Below are 17,203 nucleotides of genomic sequence, written 5' to 3' on the forward strand. Positions count from 1 at the left end.
TTAACCGGAAAATGCAGCGTCGTCCTGATGCACCATTGCGGGCTCCACCAATGGCGGCATGACCGGCATCGCGGCTGGCTGCGAGGCGCCCCCTTGTCGGTTCACTCGTGCCTTGATAATGAACTCGCCGCTACCCAACTCGACTTCGCCCGGCGCCAGAGTGAGATAGCTACCCCCACCGTTGAGAACGATCCTCTTCTTGGCGGTGATGTGGATTTCATCCTCGGTGCTGACGATGTCCAGCCCCTGGCGCGCCAGCAGTTCCAGGCGGTCGTTCTGCGCCTGGATCTGCACCGCGCCCTGGTTGGCGATGAGCTTCAGGCCGAGCTTGCGCACGAACAGGCTGACGCCCTCCCCCACCCCGATGAACAGGCGCCTCACCACGCTCAAGGCGGCGTCCTTGCCCGCGTTGGCGATGAGGTTCCGTTCCGCGGCAAGTTGCAGGTGGCTACCACTGCTGAGCGCGATGCCCTTGGGCGCACTGAGCAGCAGGACGGATGACTTGATCTGCTCCAGGTCCTGCCTGAGCAGGTCGAGCTGCGCCTGCACATCGGCCGGCTCGGCATGGGCAAGCTGTGCGTGCTCGGAAAGCGTCTGCATCTCCTCACCGGCGCGTTGCAGCCGGGCGAGTGTGTCCTGCATGGCCAGCACCTGCCCCTGGGCGCGAGCCTGCTCATCGGCACTGATGTACAGCCCCCTACCCGCCCGCACGGCACCCCAGCCGTCGGTGCGCAGTTCGAAGCCTTCGCCGCGTTTCTGCCGTTGCCCATCCACCAGGTGGCCGAGGTTGAGCTGGCTCTTGCCGCTGTGCTCGGTGCTGAGCTTGATGTGTTCCTGGCCACGGGTGTCGTCCAGGCGCAGCTTGTTGTTGGACGGGGTGCGCAGGACGTTGCGCTTGTAGTTCTTCAGGGTGACGAGGTCGGGGTGCCGGCTGTCGTGCAGGGCGAAGGCGATGAAGCCCCGGTCCGGGTCGCCGCGTTCGAAGGCGATGCCGACCTCGGTGCCCTGGATCAGCGGCAGGTGCAGGCCGTGGGTATCCCCGGCATAGGCGCGCGCCAGGCGCAGCCACATGCTTTCCTGGCCGGCGGGCCAGGTGTCCTGGTCGAAGAGGAAGTTGACCTTGTAGCGGCCCTCCAGGTCGATGTGGCTGTAGAGGTCGTCGGCCTGTGCGCTGGTGACGCGAGCCGGGATGGTGCCGGCGATCACGGGGCGCGGCAGCAGCGGCGGGCGAAAGCACACGCTTTCGCTGTAGGGGATGGCCTCGAAGCGGGCTTCGAAGCTGCGGTCGCGGGCGGCGACGGTGACCAGGCGGGTGATGACGGCGCCAGGGGTGAAGGCCTCGGGCGCGCCGCCCTCGATCTTCAGCACCTGCCCAGGCGCCAGGGTGGCGCTGCTGGTGCGGCCGCCGAGGCGGGTCTGGTCGTTGAGGTAGCGCTCGTGGGCGAGGCGGGCATAGAAGTAGCCGCTTTCGCTTTTCAGGTCTTCGTCGCGGGAGCCGGGGTCGTCCAGCTCGATGTAGGGCTCGCCGTAGTGATAAGCCTCGCCGTAGGTGGTCGGGTCGCCCCGGGTCTGGTCGAGGTCGCCGTCGAGGTAGGCCGTCGCGTCACGCGGGGTGTAGGCGCGGATGCGCAGGTTCCTTTCCACCACGCCGTGGCTCGATTGCAGGTCCCAGACGGCGTCCTGGCCGCTGCTGGTGGTGCCGGACTGCGGGCGGTAGGGCAGCTGGACGCCGAACCGGTAGTTGCGCTGGTCATCGTGGAACTCGACGACATCGATGCCCAGGCGCTCGTCGGCGGTGAAGCGGTACCAGATGCCGACCTCGGCCAGCAGGCGCTGGATGAAGGCCAGGTCGCTCTCGTCGTATTGCATGACCTGCTCGCGCTTGGGGTAGTCGCGCTTGAGGTCGAAGAAGAAGTCCTGCCCGGCCCAGCGGTGGCGGTCGCTGCGCAGGATCTGCTCGACGATCTCGGGCACCGAGAGGTGCTGATAGATGCGGTACTGCCGGCCTCGCCCGAGCAGGGTCAGGCGCGGCTGCAAGGTGATTTCGTAGCGGGCCTCGTCGTTGGAGCCGGAGATCCGCCGGAAGCCCGTGACCACGCCGTGCAGGGTGCGCAGCGGCTGGGCCGGCGGCACGCCCAGGCCGGCGAAGGGCACCGGTTTGGGGGGCGCGAAGAGGCTGAAGCTGGCGGGCTGCCCGACGATGCGCCTGGAGGGGAGGTCGCGCTGGGAGGAGGTGAACTCGACCTGGTAGGTGAAGGGCTGGCTGAGCGTCTCGTCCCCGACGAAGGCGAGGACGTCGAGCCCGACGTCGAGTTCGCCGACCTGCAGGCGGTGACGGCTGTGATCGAAGAAATGGCGGAGTTCGGCAAGCATGTTCAAGCCTCCTCGATGACCGGATGCATGTGGTCCTGCCGGTCGACGAACTGCAGGGTGATGCCTTCATCCTCGTCATGGCCGAGGATGACGCCGCGGGCGTGCTGCCGGGCGGCCTGGCGCTGGAGGAGCTGCTGGCTGAGCACCGGCAGGATCTGCTGGTTGAGCAGGCTGTCGATGTTGCGGGCGCCGGTATCCGGCAGCAGGCAGGCGGCGACGAGGGCATCGCTCAGGGCGTCGTCGACCTGGCAGCCCAGGCCGTAGTGGCGTTGCAGGCGGCGTGAAACCTGTTCGAGCTTGAGATCGACGATGCGCCTGAGTGCATCTGCCGGCAGCGGGCGATAGATCAGCGTCTGGAAGCGAGCCAGCAACGCGGGCTGGAAGTGATCGCGCAGCACCGGGCGCAGCAGTTCCTGGAGCACGCCGTCGGTGGCATCCGGCTGCACCTGCAGGCACGCCTGCAACAGGTCGCTCCCCAGGTTGGAGGTCATCAGGATGACGGTGTTGCGGAAGTCGATTTCCCGCCCCTCGCCGTCCCGCATGAAGCCACGGTCGAAGACCTGATAGAACAGGTTGAGCACGTCCGGGTGGGCTTTCTCCACTTCATCGAGCAGCACCACGCTGTAGGGCCGTTGGCGCACCGCTTCGGTCAGCACGCCACCCTGGCCGTAACCGACATAGCCCGGCGGAGAGCCCTTGAGCTGGCTGACGGTGTGGGCCTCCTGGTACTCGGAGAGGTTGAGCGTGATCAGCGATTTCTCGCCGCCATACAGGCTGTCGGCCAGCGCCAGTGCGGTCTCGGTCTTGCCGACGCCACTGGTGCCCACCAGCAGGAACACGCCCTGGGGCGCCTGGTCTCCGGTCAGGCCCGTCCGTGCGGCTCGCAACCGCTGGGCCAGCGCGCCGAGGGCATGTTCCTGGCCGATGACCCGGCGCCCGAGTTGATGCTCCAGCTCCAGCAGGCTGGCCTGCTCATCCTTGAGCAGGCTGCCCAGCGGGACGCCGGTCCAGTCGGCGACCACCTCGGCGACGTTGCGCGCGGTGACATCCAGGGACAGCAGCGGCTGGTCACCCTGCGCCAGCTCAAGACGCCGCTGCAGCTCGGCACAGCGTTCCGCCTGCCGTGGCGCCTCCTGGCGAGCCGCCAGGAGCTGCTGGCTCAGGTCGAGCTCGTGGCGGTACTGCTGCTCCAGCTCCGCATGGCGTCGTGCCAGAGCGGCGTGCTGTTCGGCGAGCTCGTCCAGCCGCCGGGCGGGTGCCTTTCCGCCCAGCAGGCCGTCCGCTTCCAGGGCCTGCCGCTCCAGCTCCAGGGCGACCTGCCGGGCCTTGATGCCGAGCAGCGCCTGGGGCTCGCAATCGAGGCTCATGCGCACGCGGGCGCTGGCGGTATCCAGCAGGTCGACGGCCTTGTCGGGCAGCTGGCGCCCGGTCATGTAGCGGCGTGACAGGCTGACGGCTGCGCGGACCGCGGCATCCTCGATATGCACGCCGTGATGGCTGGCATAGCGGGCCTTGAGGCCTCGCAGCATGAGGCAGGCGCCAGGGTCGTCCGGCTCGTCGACCTTGACCATCTGGAAGCGCCGCTCCAGCGCCGCGTCCCGCTCGAAGTACTGCTTGTATTCGCTCCAGGTGGTGGCGGCGATGGTGCGCAGCTCGCCGCGGGCCAGGGCGGGCTTGAGCAGGTTGGCGGCGTCCGCGCCGCCGGCCTGGTTGCCGGCACCGATCAGGGTATGGGCCTCGTCGATGAACAGCAGGATGGGCGGCTCCGCTTGCTGCACCGCGTCGATGATCTGCTTCAGGCGCTGCTCGAATTCCCCCCTGACTCCCGCACCAGCCTGCAACAGCCCCAGGTCGAGGGTCCGCACGCTCACGGGTTTCAGGCTGTCGGGTACTTCGCCCTCGGCGATACGCAGGGCCAGGCCCTCGACCAGGGCGGTCTTGCCGACGCCCGGATCGCCCACGAGGATGGGGTTGTTCTTGCGTCGCCGACTGAGGATGTCGATGACCTGGCGGATCTCGTCATCACGGCCGAACACGGGGTCGATACGCCCTTCACGGGCCTGCGCCGTCAGGTCCTGGGTGAACCGGTCGAGCAAGGCCCGGGACGGGTCGGCTGCCGAGCCCGCAGGTGGGCTGGAAGGCTGAACGACCTGACCGGGCTCGGCTTCGTCGAGGCGGGCTTCACGCTGCACATCCGGGCGCTCTTCCGAATGCCGGTCCAGCAAGGGCAACAGGCGTTGCAGCTGGGCTTCGCTGAGGCTGAGCAGCGGCCAGGCCGTCTCGCAACGCAACAGGCTGGGCGTTTCCAGCAGGGCGCCGAGCAGGTGCAAGGAACGCAGCCGGTCGTTGTCGTCGTCCAGGGAGGCCCGCAGCCAGGCGTTCTTGATCAACTGCTGCAGCTCGGCACTGAGCTGGGGTCGCTCGCGCACGCTGCGGGGCAGGCCGTCGAGATAGGCGAGCAGCCCCTGCCAGAGCGCATCGAGTTCCCAACCATAGCGCCGCGCGAGCAGGGTGAGGTCGCCCTCCCCCTGCTCCAGCAGCTTGAGCAGCCAGTGCTCGGGGGTGACCTGGGCATGGGCGCGGCTCTGGCAGAGCGAGGCGGCGGCACTCAAGGCCCGGGCGCAATAGGGGTTCAGGCGACGAAGCAGGCTGGCGGAGTTCTGGGCCATGGCGATGCGTCCTTGTACGAAGTGCGTGGCGCTTGTGCGTCGGAATGGTTCACGAAGGGTCGGCGGAGCGGTGTGCTCCGCCGACCATCCCGAGGTCAGGCGCTCTGACGTTCGTTCCAGGAGTCGGCATGGATGATGTTGCCGTCCTTGTAGGTCCAGGTGATCTTCTCGTAGCGCAACTCGACCTGTTCCAGGTGGTTGTGCTTCTCCTTGGACGGGTCCTTCACGTCGTGCATCTTCGGCGCGACCTTCACGACCTTGACGTTCTCCAGCTTGGTGATGAAGTACTCGACCTCCTGGCCGGCATCGTCGATGCGGTACCACTTGAATTCGGCGCTCTTGAGGGTCTGGCCGGTGGTCACCGCCTTGTAGAGGTAGGGGCTGGAGGCATCGATTTCCTTGGTGAAGAGGAACGGGGTGTGGACCCGGGTGCCGGTCAGCTTGCCGGTGTTGTTGTCGGTGGGGATGTAGAGGCTGTGATCCTGCGCGACGACCTCGATGCTGCCTTCGCGTTTCTGCACGTCCACCGAGCCCTTGATGTCGGCTCCGCCATGGTCCTGCAGCCAGAGATAAACGGGAATTGCCATGTGAAGCTCCTTCTCAGAGGTTGACAGCCGCGGAGTGCGGCTGGTCCTTGCCACCCCGTGCGGCGGTGGGCGACACGCAGGCCCCCACCTCCGGCACCAGGCGGATATCGACGCGCCGGTTGGCGGCGCGTCCGATTTCGGTGTCGTTGCTGGCGATCGGCTGACCGGCACCGAAGCCCTGTACGGCAAAACAGCTTTCGGGGATGTCCCCCATCCGTTGCATCCAGTCACGCACCGCCGCGGCACGATCGCGGGACAGCTTCAGGTTGCGGTCGGCATCACCGCTGGCATCGGTATGCCCGGCAATGACGATCAGCCAGCCGGGCCTGGCCTTGACGTCGACCAGCGCGTTGATCAGGAGCCTGGTCGACTCGGGCTTGAGCGTGGCGCTGCCCACGGCGAACAGCGACAGGCTGTCCAGCCTCACCGGCTCGGGCATCCGCGGCACCTCCGTGGGTGCGTCGTGGGGCCTCCGGTAACCGGTGATGACGGCCAGCAATTCGCCCCTCAGGCGCTCGCCCTGGTACAGGCCCAACCCCAGCCAGAGCGGCTCACCCTGGCGGTAATAGCCTTCCAGCCGCGCTGCATCGGAGCGCAGCACCGCCATGGCTTCTTCACGCAGTTCGAACTCGGGCTGGTCACGGTGCTGAGCGAGGGGGATGGCCAGATAGCGATGCAGGTCCCCGCTGACCTGGCGCACCAGCTCGCGGTTGTGCCAGGCGGAACCGGCCAGGGCCGAGACCACCGCCAGAACGGATAGCCAGAGCGACGCCAGCAAGGCACGGCGCAGCGGCGTGGGGCTCACATGTGTCGGCAGGAGCGGGAGCAGCGCGTCCGGAAGGGGCAGGAGTGAAGAAACCTCGTGTTCCGGCTCGGCCGCATCATCCAGCGTCGTACGGTCACGCACCCATTGCTGCCAGAGATTCCCGGCGACGCGGCCGGGCAGGCTGGGCACCAGCGTGACGCCGCAGGCCACGGCCGTGGCGGCCGAGTCATTGCCTCCCCGGCCCAGGAGGGAGGCCTGTACATGCTGGCGCAACCAGCCGGCTACCGCGCCCAGCAGGACGCCGGTGCGGAGGCGCGATGCCGAAAGCGCCGGGTCACCGCCGAGCCTCTGCCATTCAGCGAAGGCGGTGCAGCCCCCCGCCTCCAGCACATCGGGCTGCGAGCCATTGGCCGCCCAGCAGAACCAGGGCCCCTGGCCCCGCCCGCCTTGCAGGTAGCTGACCTGGAGCAGCGGCAGCGCCGCTCCCTGTCGGCGGGCCTGGACGAGCTGGTGGCGGAACGCACGGAGCTTTCCATCCAGCTCGGCTGCATCGCGATGCTCGTCCGGATCGATGACCAGGAGCACGCCGAGCTGCCCGCCCCATTGGGGCCGCCGAGCCAGGATGGTGCGGACCGTCAGTGGTAGGCGCTCCAGGTTATCCACAGGCAGGTAGCAGCCCTGTGTCGTCATCCTCCAGCGGGGACCTGCGGCATCGGGCTCATCGAACAGCCCCCTCTGCCCATCGCCACAAACCAGAACCACCGGTTGCTGGAAGCCCGCAGCGGGCAGCTTCAGTTCGGCGTCGAGCGCCAGGCCCCGCTGGCCCGTCCAGCGCCAGGCCAGCAAAAGAGCCCCCAGGACGAGCGTCGCGCCCAGGAGCCGCAGCCCGCCCGCCATCGGAAAGGCGAACAACAGCGCCAGGGCAAGCAGAGCCGCCCACGCACAGAGCCCGCGCATCAGCATCCTGCTCATCGCGCGCCCTTCACACCGCACCGGGCAGCAACGAGGCGACGAGGCGGGCGAGGTACTGGTCGAGCCCCCACCAGGTCCCGGCAACCAGCGCGGTCATCGCGAGCACCTGCATCGCCGGGCCGCGCAGCCAGCGCTTCATCGCATCGCCACGCTCGGCGCCGGTGCCGAGGCTCAGGTCGTCACCTATGACCAAGGGCGGGACCCGCTCCTCCAGCGCCCTCACCAGGCCCTCCCGCTCCGGATCATGCAGGTCGTAGCGCCCCTTGAATCCCAGCAGCAGGACGCGGTGGTACGCCGTCAGGACCCAGGGATCGGGCGCGGGCTCACGCAGGACCTCGTGCATGTCCTCGTAGAGGAAATGACCCGCCTGGTGCCGATTGAAGAACTTCACCTGCAAGGGCTCACCGGCCCAGTCGGCGTGGTCATCGTCCCGGGCGAACGCGAGCACGGTTTCATCCAGCAATGCGCATTGGGCGTAGCTGATGCAGTCGATGCTCCGCTGGCTCATGCCCCGTGCTTCGAGTTCGTGGCGCAGCGTTTCGACCTGGTGGATGCAACGCCTCCACAAGTCACGCCCATGGTCTGCCGCCCGCCCCTCGCGCAGGGTCACCACTAGCAGGTAGCTGTCCTGCAGCAGTGCGTCGATGGAGGCCGGGGCGTTGGCGCACACCTCGCTGTGCCGGCTCATGAGCGCAGTACCGCGAACAGTTCGAGCCGGGCGTCGATCAGCGTGGCGGGAACGTAGAAGGCACACACGCCGGCGGCGAGCATGGCCCGCCCCTTGGGATGCCCGAGGTCCAGGGCGAAATACTGGTTCTCCAGGCGCAACGGGATCGCGGCGGGGACATGGTTGAGCGGCTGCAGCGGGATGCCGTCCAGCGCCGCGTTGACCAGGTGGTCGACGTCATCCGGGGTGCCCGCCTTGCACAGGTGGGGAAACTGGCTCTGCAGTTGCGCGGCGGAAAGTCGCGAGCGGACGGAAAGGTAGAAGTCGGCGCCATCCGGCTCGCGCAACCTGGGGTCGTGGAGCGAAACCTTCCAGCGGTTCGCCCCGCTCTCTTCCAGCTCCAGGGCGATGACGCGCGATGGCAGGCTGGCTTCGAGCAGCGTCGAGATCATGCTCATCAGCGGCGGGAACACGCGCTCCAGTTGCTCGTGCCGGTAGGCCGGCACCTGGTCGATGTCGTGCTCCAGCGAAAAGGTCGACAGGCTGCCGGCGAGCTTCGCCAGCTCCAGGTAGACCTGCTCGGGATGACGCGCAGGATGAGCCCTGAGATCGGCCAGGATCGGCTGGTAGGTGTTGAGCGCATTGAGCAGCCAGAACAGCGACACGTCCGCCACCGCGAAATCGGCCATGCGCTGGTTGCTCTCGCGGCGCATGGCCATCAGGCGCTGGCGCTTGGCGGACAGCTGGGTGAACAGGTTGTCCAGTTGCACCAGCAGGCCCGCATGGGCGTCGAGGCTCAGCAACGGCGGTACGTAGCCGGCATCCACGGCCCAGGCTCCCTGGGTATCGCGCAGCAGGCGCACCACCGGGCAGGTCAGGTAGTCGCCGTTGTCGTCGCTGGCAAGGCGCAGGCTGAGCTGGTGCTCCATGACGCTGATGGACTGGCGCTCATCCCCATAGAGGTCCTGCACCGCCTGCCAGTTCTGGCGGTAGCGGGTGGGCCGGTCTTCGCGCTGGCCATCGAGCACGCAGTTGTTGCCATTGCCCTGTTCCAGCGGCAACGCCAGCAGCAGGGTGGCGCTCCGGGTGTCGTCGGCCAGGACGCGGGACAGCTCGAGCGCTGGCGGCAGGTGATCGGCCCGATCGGTGTCGATCAGCGTGCCGTCCGGCATGCGCACGTGAAGCCGCGATGCCTTGAGCCGGCCCATCCTCAGGGCATCGGTATCGAAGACGGCAGCCAGTACGCCCCAGGGATGGACGAGGGCGAGCCGGGCGATGCACTCGTTGGTCCAGGCTTCCCAGCGGGCCTGTTGCTGGAACTGCTGCGGGGACAGAAGTGTCCCCGCAGCCCAGAGGGGGCGGTCGATGTTCATGACGTCGTATCCCTGGCCAATGCGTCAGGCCTTGGCCTTGGGCATCTGCGAGACCAGCGAGAGGTTGACGTCCATGCCCTCCACCTGGAAATGCGGTACCGCGTACAGCTTGACGCGGAAGAAGCCCGGGTTGTCGTCGATGTCCTCGACTATCACCTTCGCTTCACGCAATGGGTGCGACGCCTGCAGGTCGTCGCTGGGGTCGGTCATCTCGGTGACGAGACCACCGATCCACTTGTTGAGCTCCAGTTCCAGTACGCGCCGGTCCTTGGTGGTGCCGATGTTTTCCCGCTGGATCAGCTTCAGGTAATGGGCGATGCGCGACAGCAGGAAGATGTACGGCAGGCGCGCGTTGATGCGGCTGTTGGCGGTGGCATCGGCGGTGTCGTACAGCGCCGGCTTCTGTGCCGAGTTGGCCGAGAAGAAGCAAGCGTAGTCGCGGTTCTTGTAGTACGACAGGGGGATGAACCCGAGGTTGGCGAACTCGAACTCCCGGGTCTCGGGAATCATCACCTCCGAGGGGATCTTCACCTGGTTGCCGGTGCCCAGGTCGTAGAGGTGGATCGGTAGGTCGGTCACCGCGCCACCCGATTGCGGGCCGCGAATCTGCACGCACCAGCCGTTGTTGATGAAGCTCTTCACCATGTTCGCGGCGAAGGCAACGAGGCGTTGGTCCACAGGTAGCGGTCGTGGTCGGGCCCCTTCACCTTCTCCACGTAGTTGAAGTTGCGCACGGGGATGGTGTCCGGGCCATAGGGCAGCCGACCGAGGACGCGCGGCAGGGTGAGGCCGATGTAGCGGGAGTCGTCGCTGTCGCGGAAGGATTTCCACTTGATGTACTCGGCCCGATCGAAGTAGTTGCCGATGTCCTTGATGGCGGCGACTTCCTCCATCGATTCCTTGCCGAAGAAGGCCGGGCCGACGGCGCCGATGAAGGGCATGTGCGCCGCTGCGGCGACCTTGGACAGGTTGCGCAGCAGGGCGATGTCCTGGGGGCTGGCATCGAACTCGTAGTTGGAGATGGCGGCCGCGATCGGCTCGCCGCCGGGGGTGTCGTATTCCTGGGTGTAGGTGTGGACGTAGAGGCCGCTCTGGGCGATTTCCGGCGCATCCTCGAAGTCCTGCACCAGGTGGTCCTTGCTGATGTCGAGCAGTTCGATGCGGACGTTCTGGCGGAAGTCCGTCTGGTCGATCAGCGATTTCACGCCGCGCCAGGTGGACTCCACGCGCTGGAACTCCTCATGGTGCATGACCGCGTCGAGCTGGCGACTGATCTGCGCGTCAAGGGAGGCGATGTGCTCGTCGAGCAGCGTCTTGTCCAGGCGCTCGACCTTCTGCGCCGACTGCTGGAGCAGGTCGAGGAAGACGCTGACCGCCGCCGTGACGCGCTCGTCAGCGGACGCTTCGGACAGCGCCTCGTTGTTCTGGAATGCATCCAGGCCGCTCAACTCGCTGATCGGGCTGAGGTTGATCTTGCTGAACAGCGCCGCATAGACGCCCTGGCTTTCATCGAACGAGGTGGCCCCACGAGGGGCTGCGGAGGTGTGTTCTACGGACATGGGAAACCTTCCTGTGGATATCCGGATGCGTTAAGAGGCGTCTTGGGGAGCGAGCGCGGCGAGCTCGGTGCGCAACTCGTCGCTGAGGGCGTCGTCCTTGAGGATGCGTTCCAGTTCCTGGCGGAAGGTCGCGTTGTCCAGGAGGTTCGACTTGAGGTCGCGCAGCAGATTGCGCATGGCCAGGAGGGCGCGTAGCTGGGGAATCTGGCGAGCCACCTGCTCGGGCTCGAAATCCTTCATGCGGTGGAAGGCCAGCTCGACCGAGGTTTCCGAATCGTCATCGGCCAGGGTGTTCTCCACGGCCAGCTTCATGCGGGGGGCGAACTCGGCGAGCACGCTGTCGAAGTTGTTGCGGTTGATGTTGACCTTGGCGCGCTCGGACAGGGGGCGCGCCTCCCGGCCGTTGCTGTAGTCGCCCATCAGCATCAGCTTCAGGGGAAGCTCGACTTTCTTCTGTGCACCGCCGGTGTGCAGGTCGAGCTTGATGTTGACCCGTGCCTTGGGTACCTCGTTTTGGAAACTGTTCGATGCCATGACTACTCCAGATGCCTCCCCAGCGGGGGGTCAGATGAAAGCCGTCGAGCAGGAATTCATGACCGCAGCCGAGCCGGTGCTCGTGCTGTCGGTCAGGTCGAAGTGAGTGAATTCCATTTCGCACTCGTTGCTTGGGCGGTCGCCACGCTGGCGGGCCGGCGGCTATTCAGGCCGATAAGCCCAAGGCGGCGAAAGAGGAAAAGTCCGAGAAGCGCGGCGAACGGTCTGAGGCCGTCAACGCGTGCGGATGCAAGCGCTTCGATGCAGGCGTCCCGCGCAGCGACGGAATCCCGTTCGGAGCGGGAGGTGGGAACGCGTTGCGTGCGGGGGGATCGGTGGGCGGCAGGTCACCCCGCGCCATGCGCCCGGGGCACTTTGTCCGCGTCAGGCGGAGAGAGGAAAACCGCGTGCTTCCGGAAACCCGTGGAGCACGAGCGGGATGCGCGATGGGGTTGCGATCAGGCCAGGATCGGCCCGTCGCGTTCGCTCATCGATGGGAGCGGTCTCAGGCCAGCCCCTCGACCCCCAGCGCCTCACGCACCGCAGCCCGGCCAAGGAAGGCCTGGCGCAGACGCGCCACGGCGGTGAGCTGCTCGAACTCGCCGCCGATGCGACCGAGCCACAGGCTGAACACGCCCAGGTAGGCGTCGGCGAGGGTGAAGCGCTCACCTACCAGCCAGGTGCGGTTCTCGAGGTGGCGCTCGATATGTTCGAAGGCGCGATAAAGCTGCACCCGAGCCTGCGCCCGGATGCCGTCGTGGGCGCCGGTATCGGCGGAGTAGCGTTCGGGGCGGTTCAGCGGGCGGAAGGAGGCGGCGTGCACCTCCGCCGCCAGGTAGCCGAGCCAGCCCTGGATCTGCGCGCGCTCGACGCTGCCAGCCGGAGCGAACAGCGGCGTGCCCGGCACCAGGTCGGCGAGGTACGGGAGGATGGCGCTGTTCTCGGTGAGCACGGTGCCGTCGTCCAGTTGCAGGGCCGGCACGCGGCCCAGCGGGTTGATGGCGTGGATGGGCGAATCAGCGGTGCGCAAGGCCACGCGCTCGACCTGGATCGGCAGCGCCAGCTCGCGCACCGCGACATGGGAGGCCAGCGAGCAGGCGCCCGGGGAGATGAACAGGGTGGTCATTGCGCGTCCTCGAATAAAAAAGGCCACCCTCCCCCTGCCTGAAGGCGGGTGGCCAAATGCTCAGCGGGCGGTGATCACCGCCAGCTTGGTGATCCCGGCGCGCTCGATGGAGGCCATGGCCTTGGCCACCGCGCCGTAGTCGACCTTGTCGTCCGCCTGCAGCTGCACGCGCAGCTCCGGGTCCTTGGCCTTGGCGGCCTCCAGGTTGCCCTGCAGCAGGTCCGGCTGGATCTCGTCCTTGTTGATGAACAGCTTGCCTTCGCCGTCGATGCTCACCACCAGCGGGTCCTTCTGGTCCGGCGGGGCGACCGCTTCGGTCTTCGGCAGGTTGATCGGGATGGCGTTGGTGAGCAGCGGCGCGGTGACGATGAACACCACCAGCAGCACCAGCATCACGTCCACCAGCGGGGTGACGTTGATCTCGGAGAGAACCTCGTCGCTGTCTTGTGTGGAGAAGGCCATGTCAGGACGCCTCCTTCACTTTCTGGGCGGCGCCTTGCTTGCCGGCGGCGGGGTTGACGATGACCTTGAAGGCGCTCTTCTGGGCCAGGCTGTAGAAGTCGTGGGCGAAGTCGTCGAGGTCGGCGGCGGTCAGCTTGAGGCTGCGCAGGAAGTAGTTGTAGACCAGCACCGCGGGCACCGCGACGGCGATGCCGACGCCGGTGGCGATCAGCGCCGCGCCGATGGGGCCGGCGACGGTTTCCAGGCTGGCGGAACCGGCCAGGCTGATGCCCTTGAGCGCTTCCATGATCCCCCACACGGTGCCGAACAGGCCGATGAAGGGCGAGGTGGAGCCGATGGAGGCGACCACCGCGAGGCCCGATTCCAGGGAGCGGCGCTCACGCTGGATCTGCTGGCGCAGGGCGCGCTCGAGGCGGTCCTGGTGGTTGATCGCCTGGCTCAGGTCGCCGGGCTGGCCGCCCTGCACCTGGATCGCGGCGAAACCGGCCTGGGCCACGTGGGCGACGGCACCGGCGTGGTCCTGCACCAGGTCGGCGGCGCTGTCCAGGCTGGTGGCGCTCCAGAACAGCTTCTGGAACTTGCGGTCCTGGTGCTTGAGACGGGCGAACTGGATGCCCTTGACCAGGGCCAGGCCCCAGGTGACGACCGAGAAGCCGATCAGCAGCCAGATGACGAGGTGCTCGACCGAGCCGAAGGGGTTGTTGAGTAGGTCCATGTTGCGATCCTCCAAGTGCGCCGGGGCGCGAATCTGTTCAGTTCAATTTGAAGTCGATGGGCACGCTGACCCAGCCATCCTGGGCCACGTCGCCGCGCTTGGCGGGTACGAAGGTCCAGCGTTTGACGGCCTTGATCGCCGCCTCGTCGAGCAGGTCGCGACCACTGCTCTTCTGTATCTGCACCTCGCTGGGCGAGCCGCTGGCCAGTACGTGCACCCGCAGCAGCACCGTGCCTTCCCAGCCGCGACGCTGGGCGAAGGAGGGGTACTCCGGCGCCGGGTTGCGCAGGTAGCCGGCGTTGGCCGAGGGCGGCGTGACCGGTGCCGGCGCGGGTGGAGCCGGGGGGGCCGGGGGCGCGGGCGGCGCTTCCACCTTGGGCGGCGGGGGCGGCGCCTCCACCGGCTTGGGTGCCGGCTTGGGCACGGGTTTCGGCTTCGGCTTGGGCACCGGCTTGGGCGGCGGCGGCTTGACCGCGAGCTCCTCCACCACGGGGGGCGGCGGCTCGACGACCGGAGGCGGTGGCGGCTCGGGCGGCGGCGGTTCCACCACGGGCGGTGCCGGCGTGGTGAATTCGATGGTCATGGGCGGAATCTCGGGCGGTACCTCGGGCAGCGCCGGAGTGGGCTTGTTGCTCACCCAGTAAAGAACGCCGGCATGCAGCACCAGGGCGAAGGCGCCCAGCAACAGCGCTTCGCGACGACCGAGCACACGACCGTCGCCGCCCTTGAAGCGCGACGCGCCGAGGGCATGGCGCAGCGGCACGCCGAGGTCACGCACTTCGCCAGGGCTGCGCGCTTCACGCCACAGCAGGTCGCTCGCGCTGTCGGCTTTGAGGACATTGCCCATCGGCAAGACTCCCGGTTGGAAAAAATCCGGCCTGTGCACCGGAAAGTGATCGGAGGGCAGCTGCGGAGCTGCATGAGGGCCATTCCAGAGCGGTCGGCCACGGGGAAATGATTGGTTTTGCGGCTTATCCCATAAAGTAATTTTTAATGATTCATCAATTACCTAATGGAATATAAATTTCTAACTTTATGAAAAATAAGGATTTTTAATTTCGGATGCCTTGTAGGCATCGAAAATATGCCGGGAAGGCATTGAAAGCGGTGCTGGCGGCGGGCACAGCGAGGCCCAACGCATTGGCTCGAGTCCTTCGCGAATGAATTCGCTCCTACGGAAGAGCCGGGCCGTGCGTAGGGTGGACGTCGCTTTTTACGTCCACCAGCGGAGTCACGGTCGGCTCCGCGTGGTGGACCGATGAAGCGTGGTCCACCCTACGTCCGGCCACGCACCGAGCCCGTAGGGTGGCGCCGAGCGCAGCGAGGCCCAACGCATAGGTGTCGATCCTTCGCGAATGAATTCGCTCCCACTGAAGAGCCAAACCGCTGCGTAGGGTGGACGTCGCTCTTTACGTCCACCAGCGGAGTTACGGTCGGCTCCGCATGGTGGACCGGTGAAGCGGGGTCACCCTACGTCCGGCCATGCATCGAGGCCGTGGGTTGCCGGCAGGATCAGAACGGGCGGCTGCCGCTCAGGCTGATGCGCTTCATGCGGCGTTTTTCGGTGGCGGGGAAGCCGTTGCGGGCGTGGAGGACGGCCTGGTTGTCCCACCAGACGATATCGCCGGCGCGCCAGGCATGGGCGTAGTGGAAGCGCGGGTTTTCCAGGTGCTCGCGCAGGCGGCCGATCAGCGCCTTGCCGTATTCGGGGTCGGCGCCGGGGATTTCCACTTCCGTGTGCACGCCGAGGAACAGCAGGCGCTTGCCGCTTTCCGGGTGGGTGCGCACCAGCGGGTGCTCGGTGCCCTGGATGGCGGGGATATCCGGCGTGCGGTAGGTGACGAAGCCGCCGTTGTAGCCACCGTTCTTGAGGCGGATGAAGGGGTTGTAGGTGATCAGCCGCAACGGGTCGATCTCGCGGCGGGTGGCCTCGTCCAGCGCGCTGTAGGCCAGGGCCAGGTTGGTGAAGCGGGTCTCGCCGCCCTTGGAGGGCACTTCCAGGGCATAGAGGAAGGAGCCGGAGGACGGCGTCGGCGTCCAGTGGTGGTCGGCGTGGGCGGGGATGGCGGTGTTGCCCAGTTCGCCGTCCTCGGTGTTGGCCACCTTGACGATCTCCGGCGCCTTGCCGTCGACGCCGGAAGACAGCACCGGGATGTCCGCCGGCGGCTGGAACACGGCGCCGAAGTGGGTGGCGAAGGCCAGGTACTGGGCATCGTCCAGGTGCTGGTCGCGGAACAGCAGGATGTGGTGTTCGCGCTGGGCCTGCTTGAGGGCCAGCACCTGGGCGGGGGTGATGCGGGTGGCGTCGAAGCCGCTGACCACCGCCCCCAGGGGCGCGGCCAGGGGCGTGATGGCGAAGGGGGCGTCGTGATGCAACGGTGCGGCGGGTTCTGCCTGGGTGTGGGTGGCCAGGGTCATGGTCGGTCTCCTGTCATGGGGTGGGATGGCTCGGCGGGCCCGCGCATCCGCGAAGGCCCGCCGCACGCCTCGCGTCAGCCCTTGCGGGTGGTGCGGCTGCGCTGGCCGTCGATGCCCACCGGCACGTCGCCGGCCAGGGTCACGCGGCGCACGATGCGCGGCTGGGTGTCGTAGTCGTCCACGGCGTAGTGCTGGGTGGAGCGGTTGTCCCAGATGGCCACGTCACCGGGCTGCCAGCGCCAGCGCACGGTGTTCTCCAGGCGCGTCACGTAGCCCTGGAGGACGGCGAAGATGTGCGCCGAGTCGGACTGGGACAGGCCCTTGAGGCGTTTGACGAAATGCCCCAGCAGCAGGCTGCGTTCGCCGCTGACGGGGTGCACGCGCACCACCGGGTGCTCGGTCTCGTAGACGGTGGAGGTGAACACCTTGCGGTACTCCTCCAGCTTTTCCACCGGCGCGTTGGGGCGCACGCCGGCGTAGTCGTATTCGTTGCTGTGGATGGCCCAGAGCTTGTCGGCCAGTTCGCGCAGTTCGCCCGGCAGGTCGGCGTAGGCGGTGGCGGTGTTGGCCCAGACGGTGTCGCCGCCGGCGGCCGGGGCCACCACGTTGCGCAGGATGGAGGCCTTGGGGTAGGCGTCGACGAAGGTCACGTCGGTGTGCCAGGAGTTGGCCCGCTGGCCTTCGGCGCCGTCGAGCTGCAGCAGGTAGCGGGTGCCTTCGCGCACCGGCACGGTGGGGTGGGCGACGGGGTCGCCGAGCAGCTTGGCGAAGGCCTCCTGGCCCTGGTCGTCGAGGTGCGTCTGCCCACGGAAGAAGATCACCTTGTGACGGACCAGGGCGGCCTGGATGGCGTCCACGGTGGCGGCGTCCAGCTCGGCGGAGAGGCTGATGCCACGGATCTCGGCGCCGATGCGCCCGGCGATGGGGTGGATGTCCAGCTGGATCTCGGGCTGCTGGCTGGCCAGTGCTGCGTTGCTCATGG

Annotated in this window: 13 protein-coding genes and 1 pseudogene; all 14 read right to left on the reverse strand. The window is 67.4% G+C overall.

Annotated elements, in window-relative coordinates:
• Positions 1-2,373: a type VI secretion system Vgr family protein gene (locus HSX14_RS29685; protein ID WP_173176925.1), complete on the reverse strand. Its 2,373-nt coding sequence runs from the start codon at positions 2,371-2,373 to the stop codon at positions 1-3.
• Between the two features lie 2 nt (positions 2,374-2,375).
• Positions 2,376-5,042, reverse strand: a complete 2,667-nt coding sequence (gene tssH, locus HSX14_RS29690; protein WP_173176927.1) for a type VI secretion system ATPase TssH — start codon at positions 5,040-5,042, stop codon at positions 2,376-2,378.
• A gap of 95 nt (positions 5,043-5,137) precedes the next feature.
• A complete protein-coding gene (locus tag HSX14_RS29695; RefSeq protein WP_173176929.1) occupies positions 5,138-5,629 on the reverse strand; it encodes an Hcp family type VI secretion system effector in 492 nt (163 codons plus the stop codon).
• A 13-nt stretch (positions 5,630-5,642) separates the two neighbouring features.
• Positions 5,643-7,367, reverse strand: coding sequence for an OmpA family protein (locus tag HSX14_RS29700; protein WP_173176931.1), 1,725 nt, complete (start codon positions 7,365-7,367; stop codon positions 5,643-5,645).
• A gap of 10 nt (positions 7,368-7,377) precedes the next feature.
• A complete protein-coding gene (tssL, locus tag HSX14_RS29705; protein WP_173176933.1) occupies positions 7,378-8,055 on the reverse strand; it encodes a type VI secretion system protein TssL, short form in 678 nt (225 codons plus the stop codon).
• Positions 8,052-9,407: a type VI secretion system baseplate subunit TssK gene (gene tssK, locus HSX14_RS29710; protein ID WP_173176941.1), complete on the reverse strand. Its 1,356-nt coding sequence runs from the start codon at positions 9,405-9,407 to the stop codon at positions 8,052-8,054. The genes tssL and tssK overlap by 4 nt, the downstream gene beginning before the upstream one ends.
• A gap of 24 nt (positions 9,408-9,431) precedes the next feature.
• Positions 9,432-10,966 (reverse strand): annotated as a pseudogene (gene tssC / locus HSX14_RS29715) (type VI secretion system contractile sheath large subunit).
• Between the two features lie 30 nt (positions 10,967-10,996).
• Positions 10,997-11,500, reverse strand: coding sequence for a type VI secretion system contractile sheath small subunit (gene tssB, locus HSX14_RS29720; RefSeq protein WP_173176950.1), 504 nt, complete (start codon positions 11,498-11,500; stop codon positions 10,997-10,999).
• Positions 11,501-12,005: 505 nt separating this feature from the next.
• The gene (locus HSX14_RS29725; RefSeq protein WP_173176952.1) at positions 12,006-12,626 is read right to left on the reverse strand and encodes a glutathione binding-like protein; all 621 of its coding nucleotides are present in this window, start codon (positions 12,624-12,626) and stop codon (positions 12,006-12,008) included.
• Between the two features lie 60 nt (positions 12,627-12,686).
• On the reverse strand, positions 12,687-13,088 hold the full coding sequence (locus HSX14_RS29730; RefSeq protein ID WP_111264621.1) for an ExbD/TolR family protein: 402 nt from the start codon (positions 13,086-13,088) through the stop codon (positions 12,687-12,689).
• Between the two features lies 1 nt (position 13,089).
• Positions 13,090-13,803, reverse strand: coding sequence for a MotA/TolQ/ExbB proton channel family protein (locus HSX14_RS29735; protein ID WP_111264622.1), 714 nt, complete (start codon positions 13,801-13,803; stop codon positions 13,090-13,092).
• A gap of 37 nt (positions 13,804-13,840) precedes the next feature.
• Positions 13,841-14,650: an energy transducer TonB gene (locus HSX14_RS29740; protein WP_173176954.1), complete on the reverse strand. Its 810-nt coding sequence runs from the start codon at positions 14,648-14,650 to the stop codon at positions 13,841-13,843.
• Positions 14,651-15,315: 665 nt separating this feature from the next.
• On the reverse strand, positions 15,316-16,221 hold the full coding sequence (locus HSX14_RS29745; protein ID WP_173176956.1) for a TauD/TfdA dioxygenase family protein: 906 nt from the start codon (positions 16,219-16,221) through the stop codon (positions 15,316-15,318).
• Positions 16,222-16,295: 74 nt separating this feature from the next.
• On the reverse strand, positions 16,296-17,201 hold the full coding sequence (locus tag HSX14_RS29750) for a TauD/TfdA dioxygenase family protein (RefSeq protein ID WP_173176958.1): 906 nt from the start codon (positions 17,199-17,201) through the stop codon (positions 16,296-16,298).
• Positions 17,202-17,203: the final 2 nt, after the last annotated feature.

It is taken from the genome of Pseudomonas tohonis (assembly GCF_012767755.2).
Classification (GTDB): domain Bacteria; phylum Pseudomonadota; class Gammaproteobacteria; order Pseudomonadales; family Pseudomonadaceae; genus Metapseudomonas; species Metapseudomonas tohonis.

Excerpts from the sequence above, each read along its gene's own strand:
- tssB (WP_173176950.1), bottom strand. The coding sequence starts at position 11,500 with ATGGCATCGAACAGTTTCCAAAACGAGGTACCCAAGGCACGGGTCAAC.
- HSX14_RS29685 (WP_173176925.1), bottom strand. The coding sequence starts at position 2,373 with ATGCTTGCCGAACTCCGCCATTTCTTCGATCACAGCCGTCACCGCCTG.
- HSX14_RS29730 (WP_111264621.1), bottom strand. The coding sequence starts at position 13,088 with ATGGCCTTCTCCACACAAGACAGCGACGAGGTTCTCTCCGAGATCAAC.
- tssK (WP_173176941.1), bottom strand. The coding sequence starts at position 9,407 with ATGAACATCGACCGCCCCCTCTGGGCTGCGGGGACACTTCTGTCCCCG.
- HSX14_RS29735 (WP_111264622.1), bottom strand. The coding sequence starts at position 13,803 with ATGGACCTACTCAACAACCCCTTCGGCTCGGTCGAGCACCTCGTCATC.
- tssL (WP_173176933.1), bottom strand. The coding sequence starts at position 8,055 with ATGAGCCGGCACAGCGAGGTGTGCGCCAACGCCCCGGCCTCCATCGAC.
- HSX14_RS29695 (WP_173176929.1), bottom strand. The coding sequence starts at position 5,629 with ATGGCAATTCCCGTTTATCTCTGGCTGCAGGACCATGGCGGAGCCGAC.
- HSX14_RS29700 (WP_173176931.1), bottom strand. The coding sequence starts at position 7,367 with ATGAGCAGGATGCTGATGCGCGGGCTCTGTGCGTGGGCGGCTCTGCTT.
- tssH (WP_173176927.1), bottom strand. The coding sequence starts at position 5,042 with ATGGCCCAGAACTCCGCCAGCCTGCTTCGTCGCCTGAACCCCTATTGC.
- HSX14_RS29740 (WP_173176954.1), bottom strand. The coding sequence starts at position 14,650 with ATGGGCAATGTCCTCAAAGCCGACAGCGCGAGCGACCTGCTGTGGCGT.
- HSX14_RS29725 (WP_173176952.1), bottom strand. The coding sequence starts at position 12,626 with ATGACCACCCTGTTCATCTCCCCGGGCGCCTGCTCGCTGGCCTCCCAT.
- HSX14_RS29745 (WP_173176956.1), bottom strand. The coding sequence starts at position 16,221 with ATGACCCTGGCCACCCACACCCAGGCAGAACCCGCCGCACCGTTGCAT.
- HSX14_RS29750 (WP_173176958.1), bottom strand. The coding sequence starts at position 17,201 with ATGAGCAACGCAGCACTGGCCAGCCAGCAGCCCGAGATCCAGCTGGAC.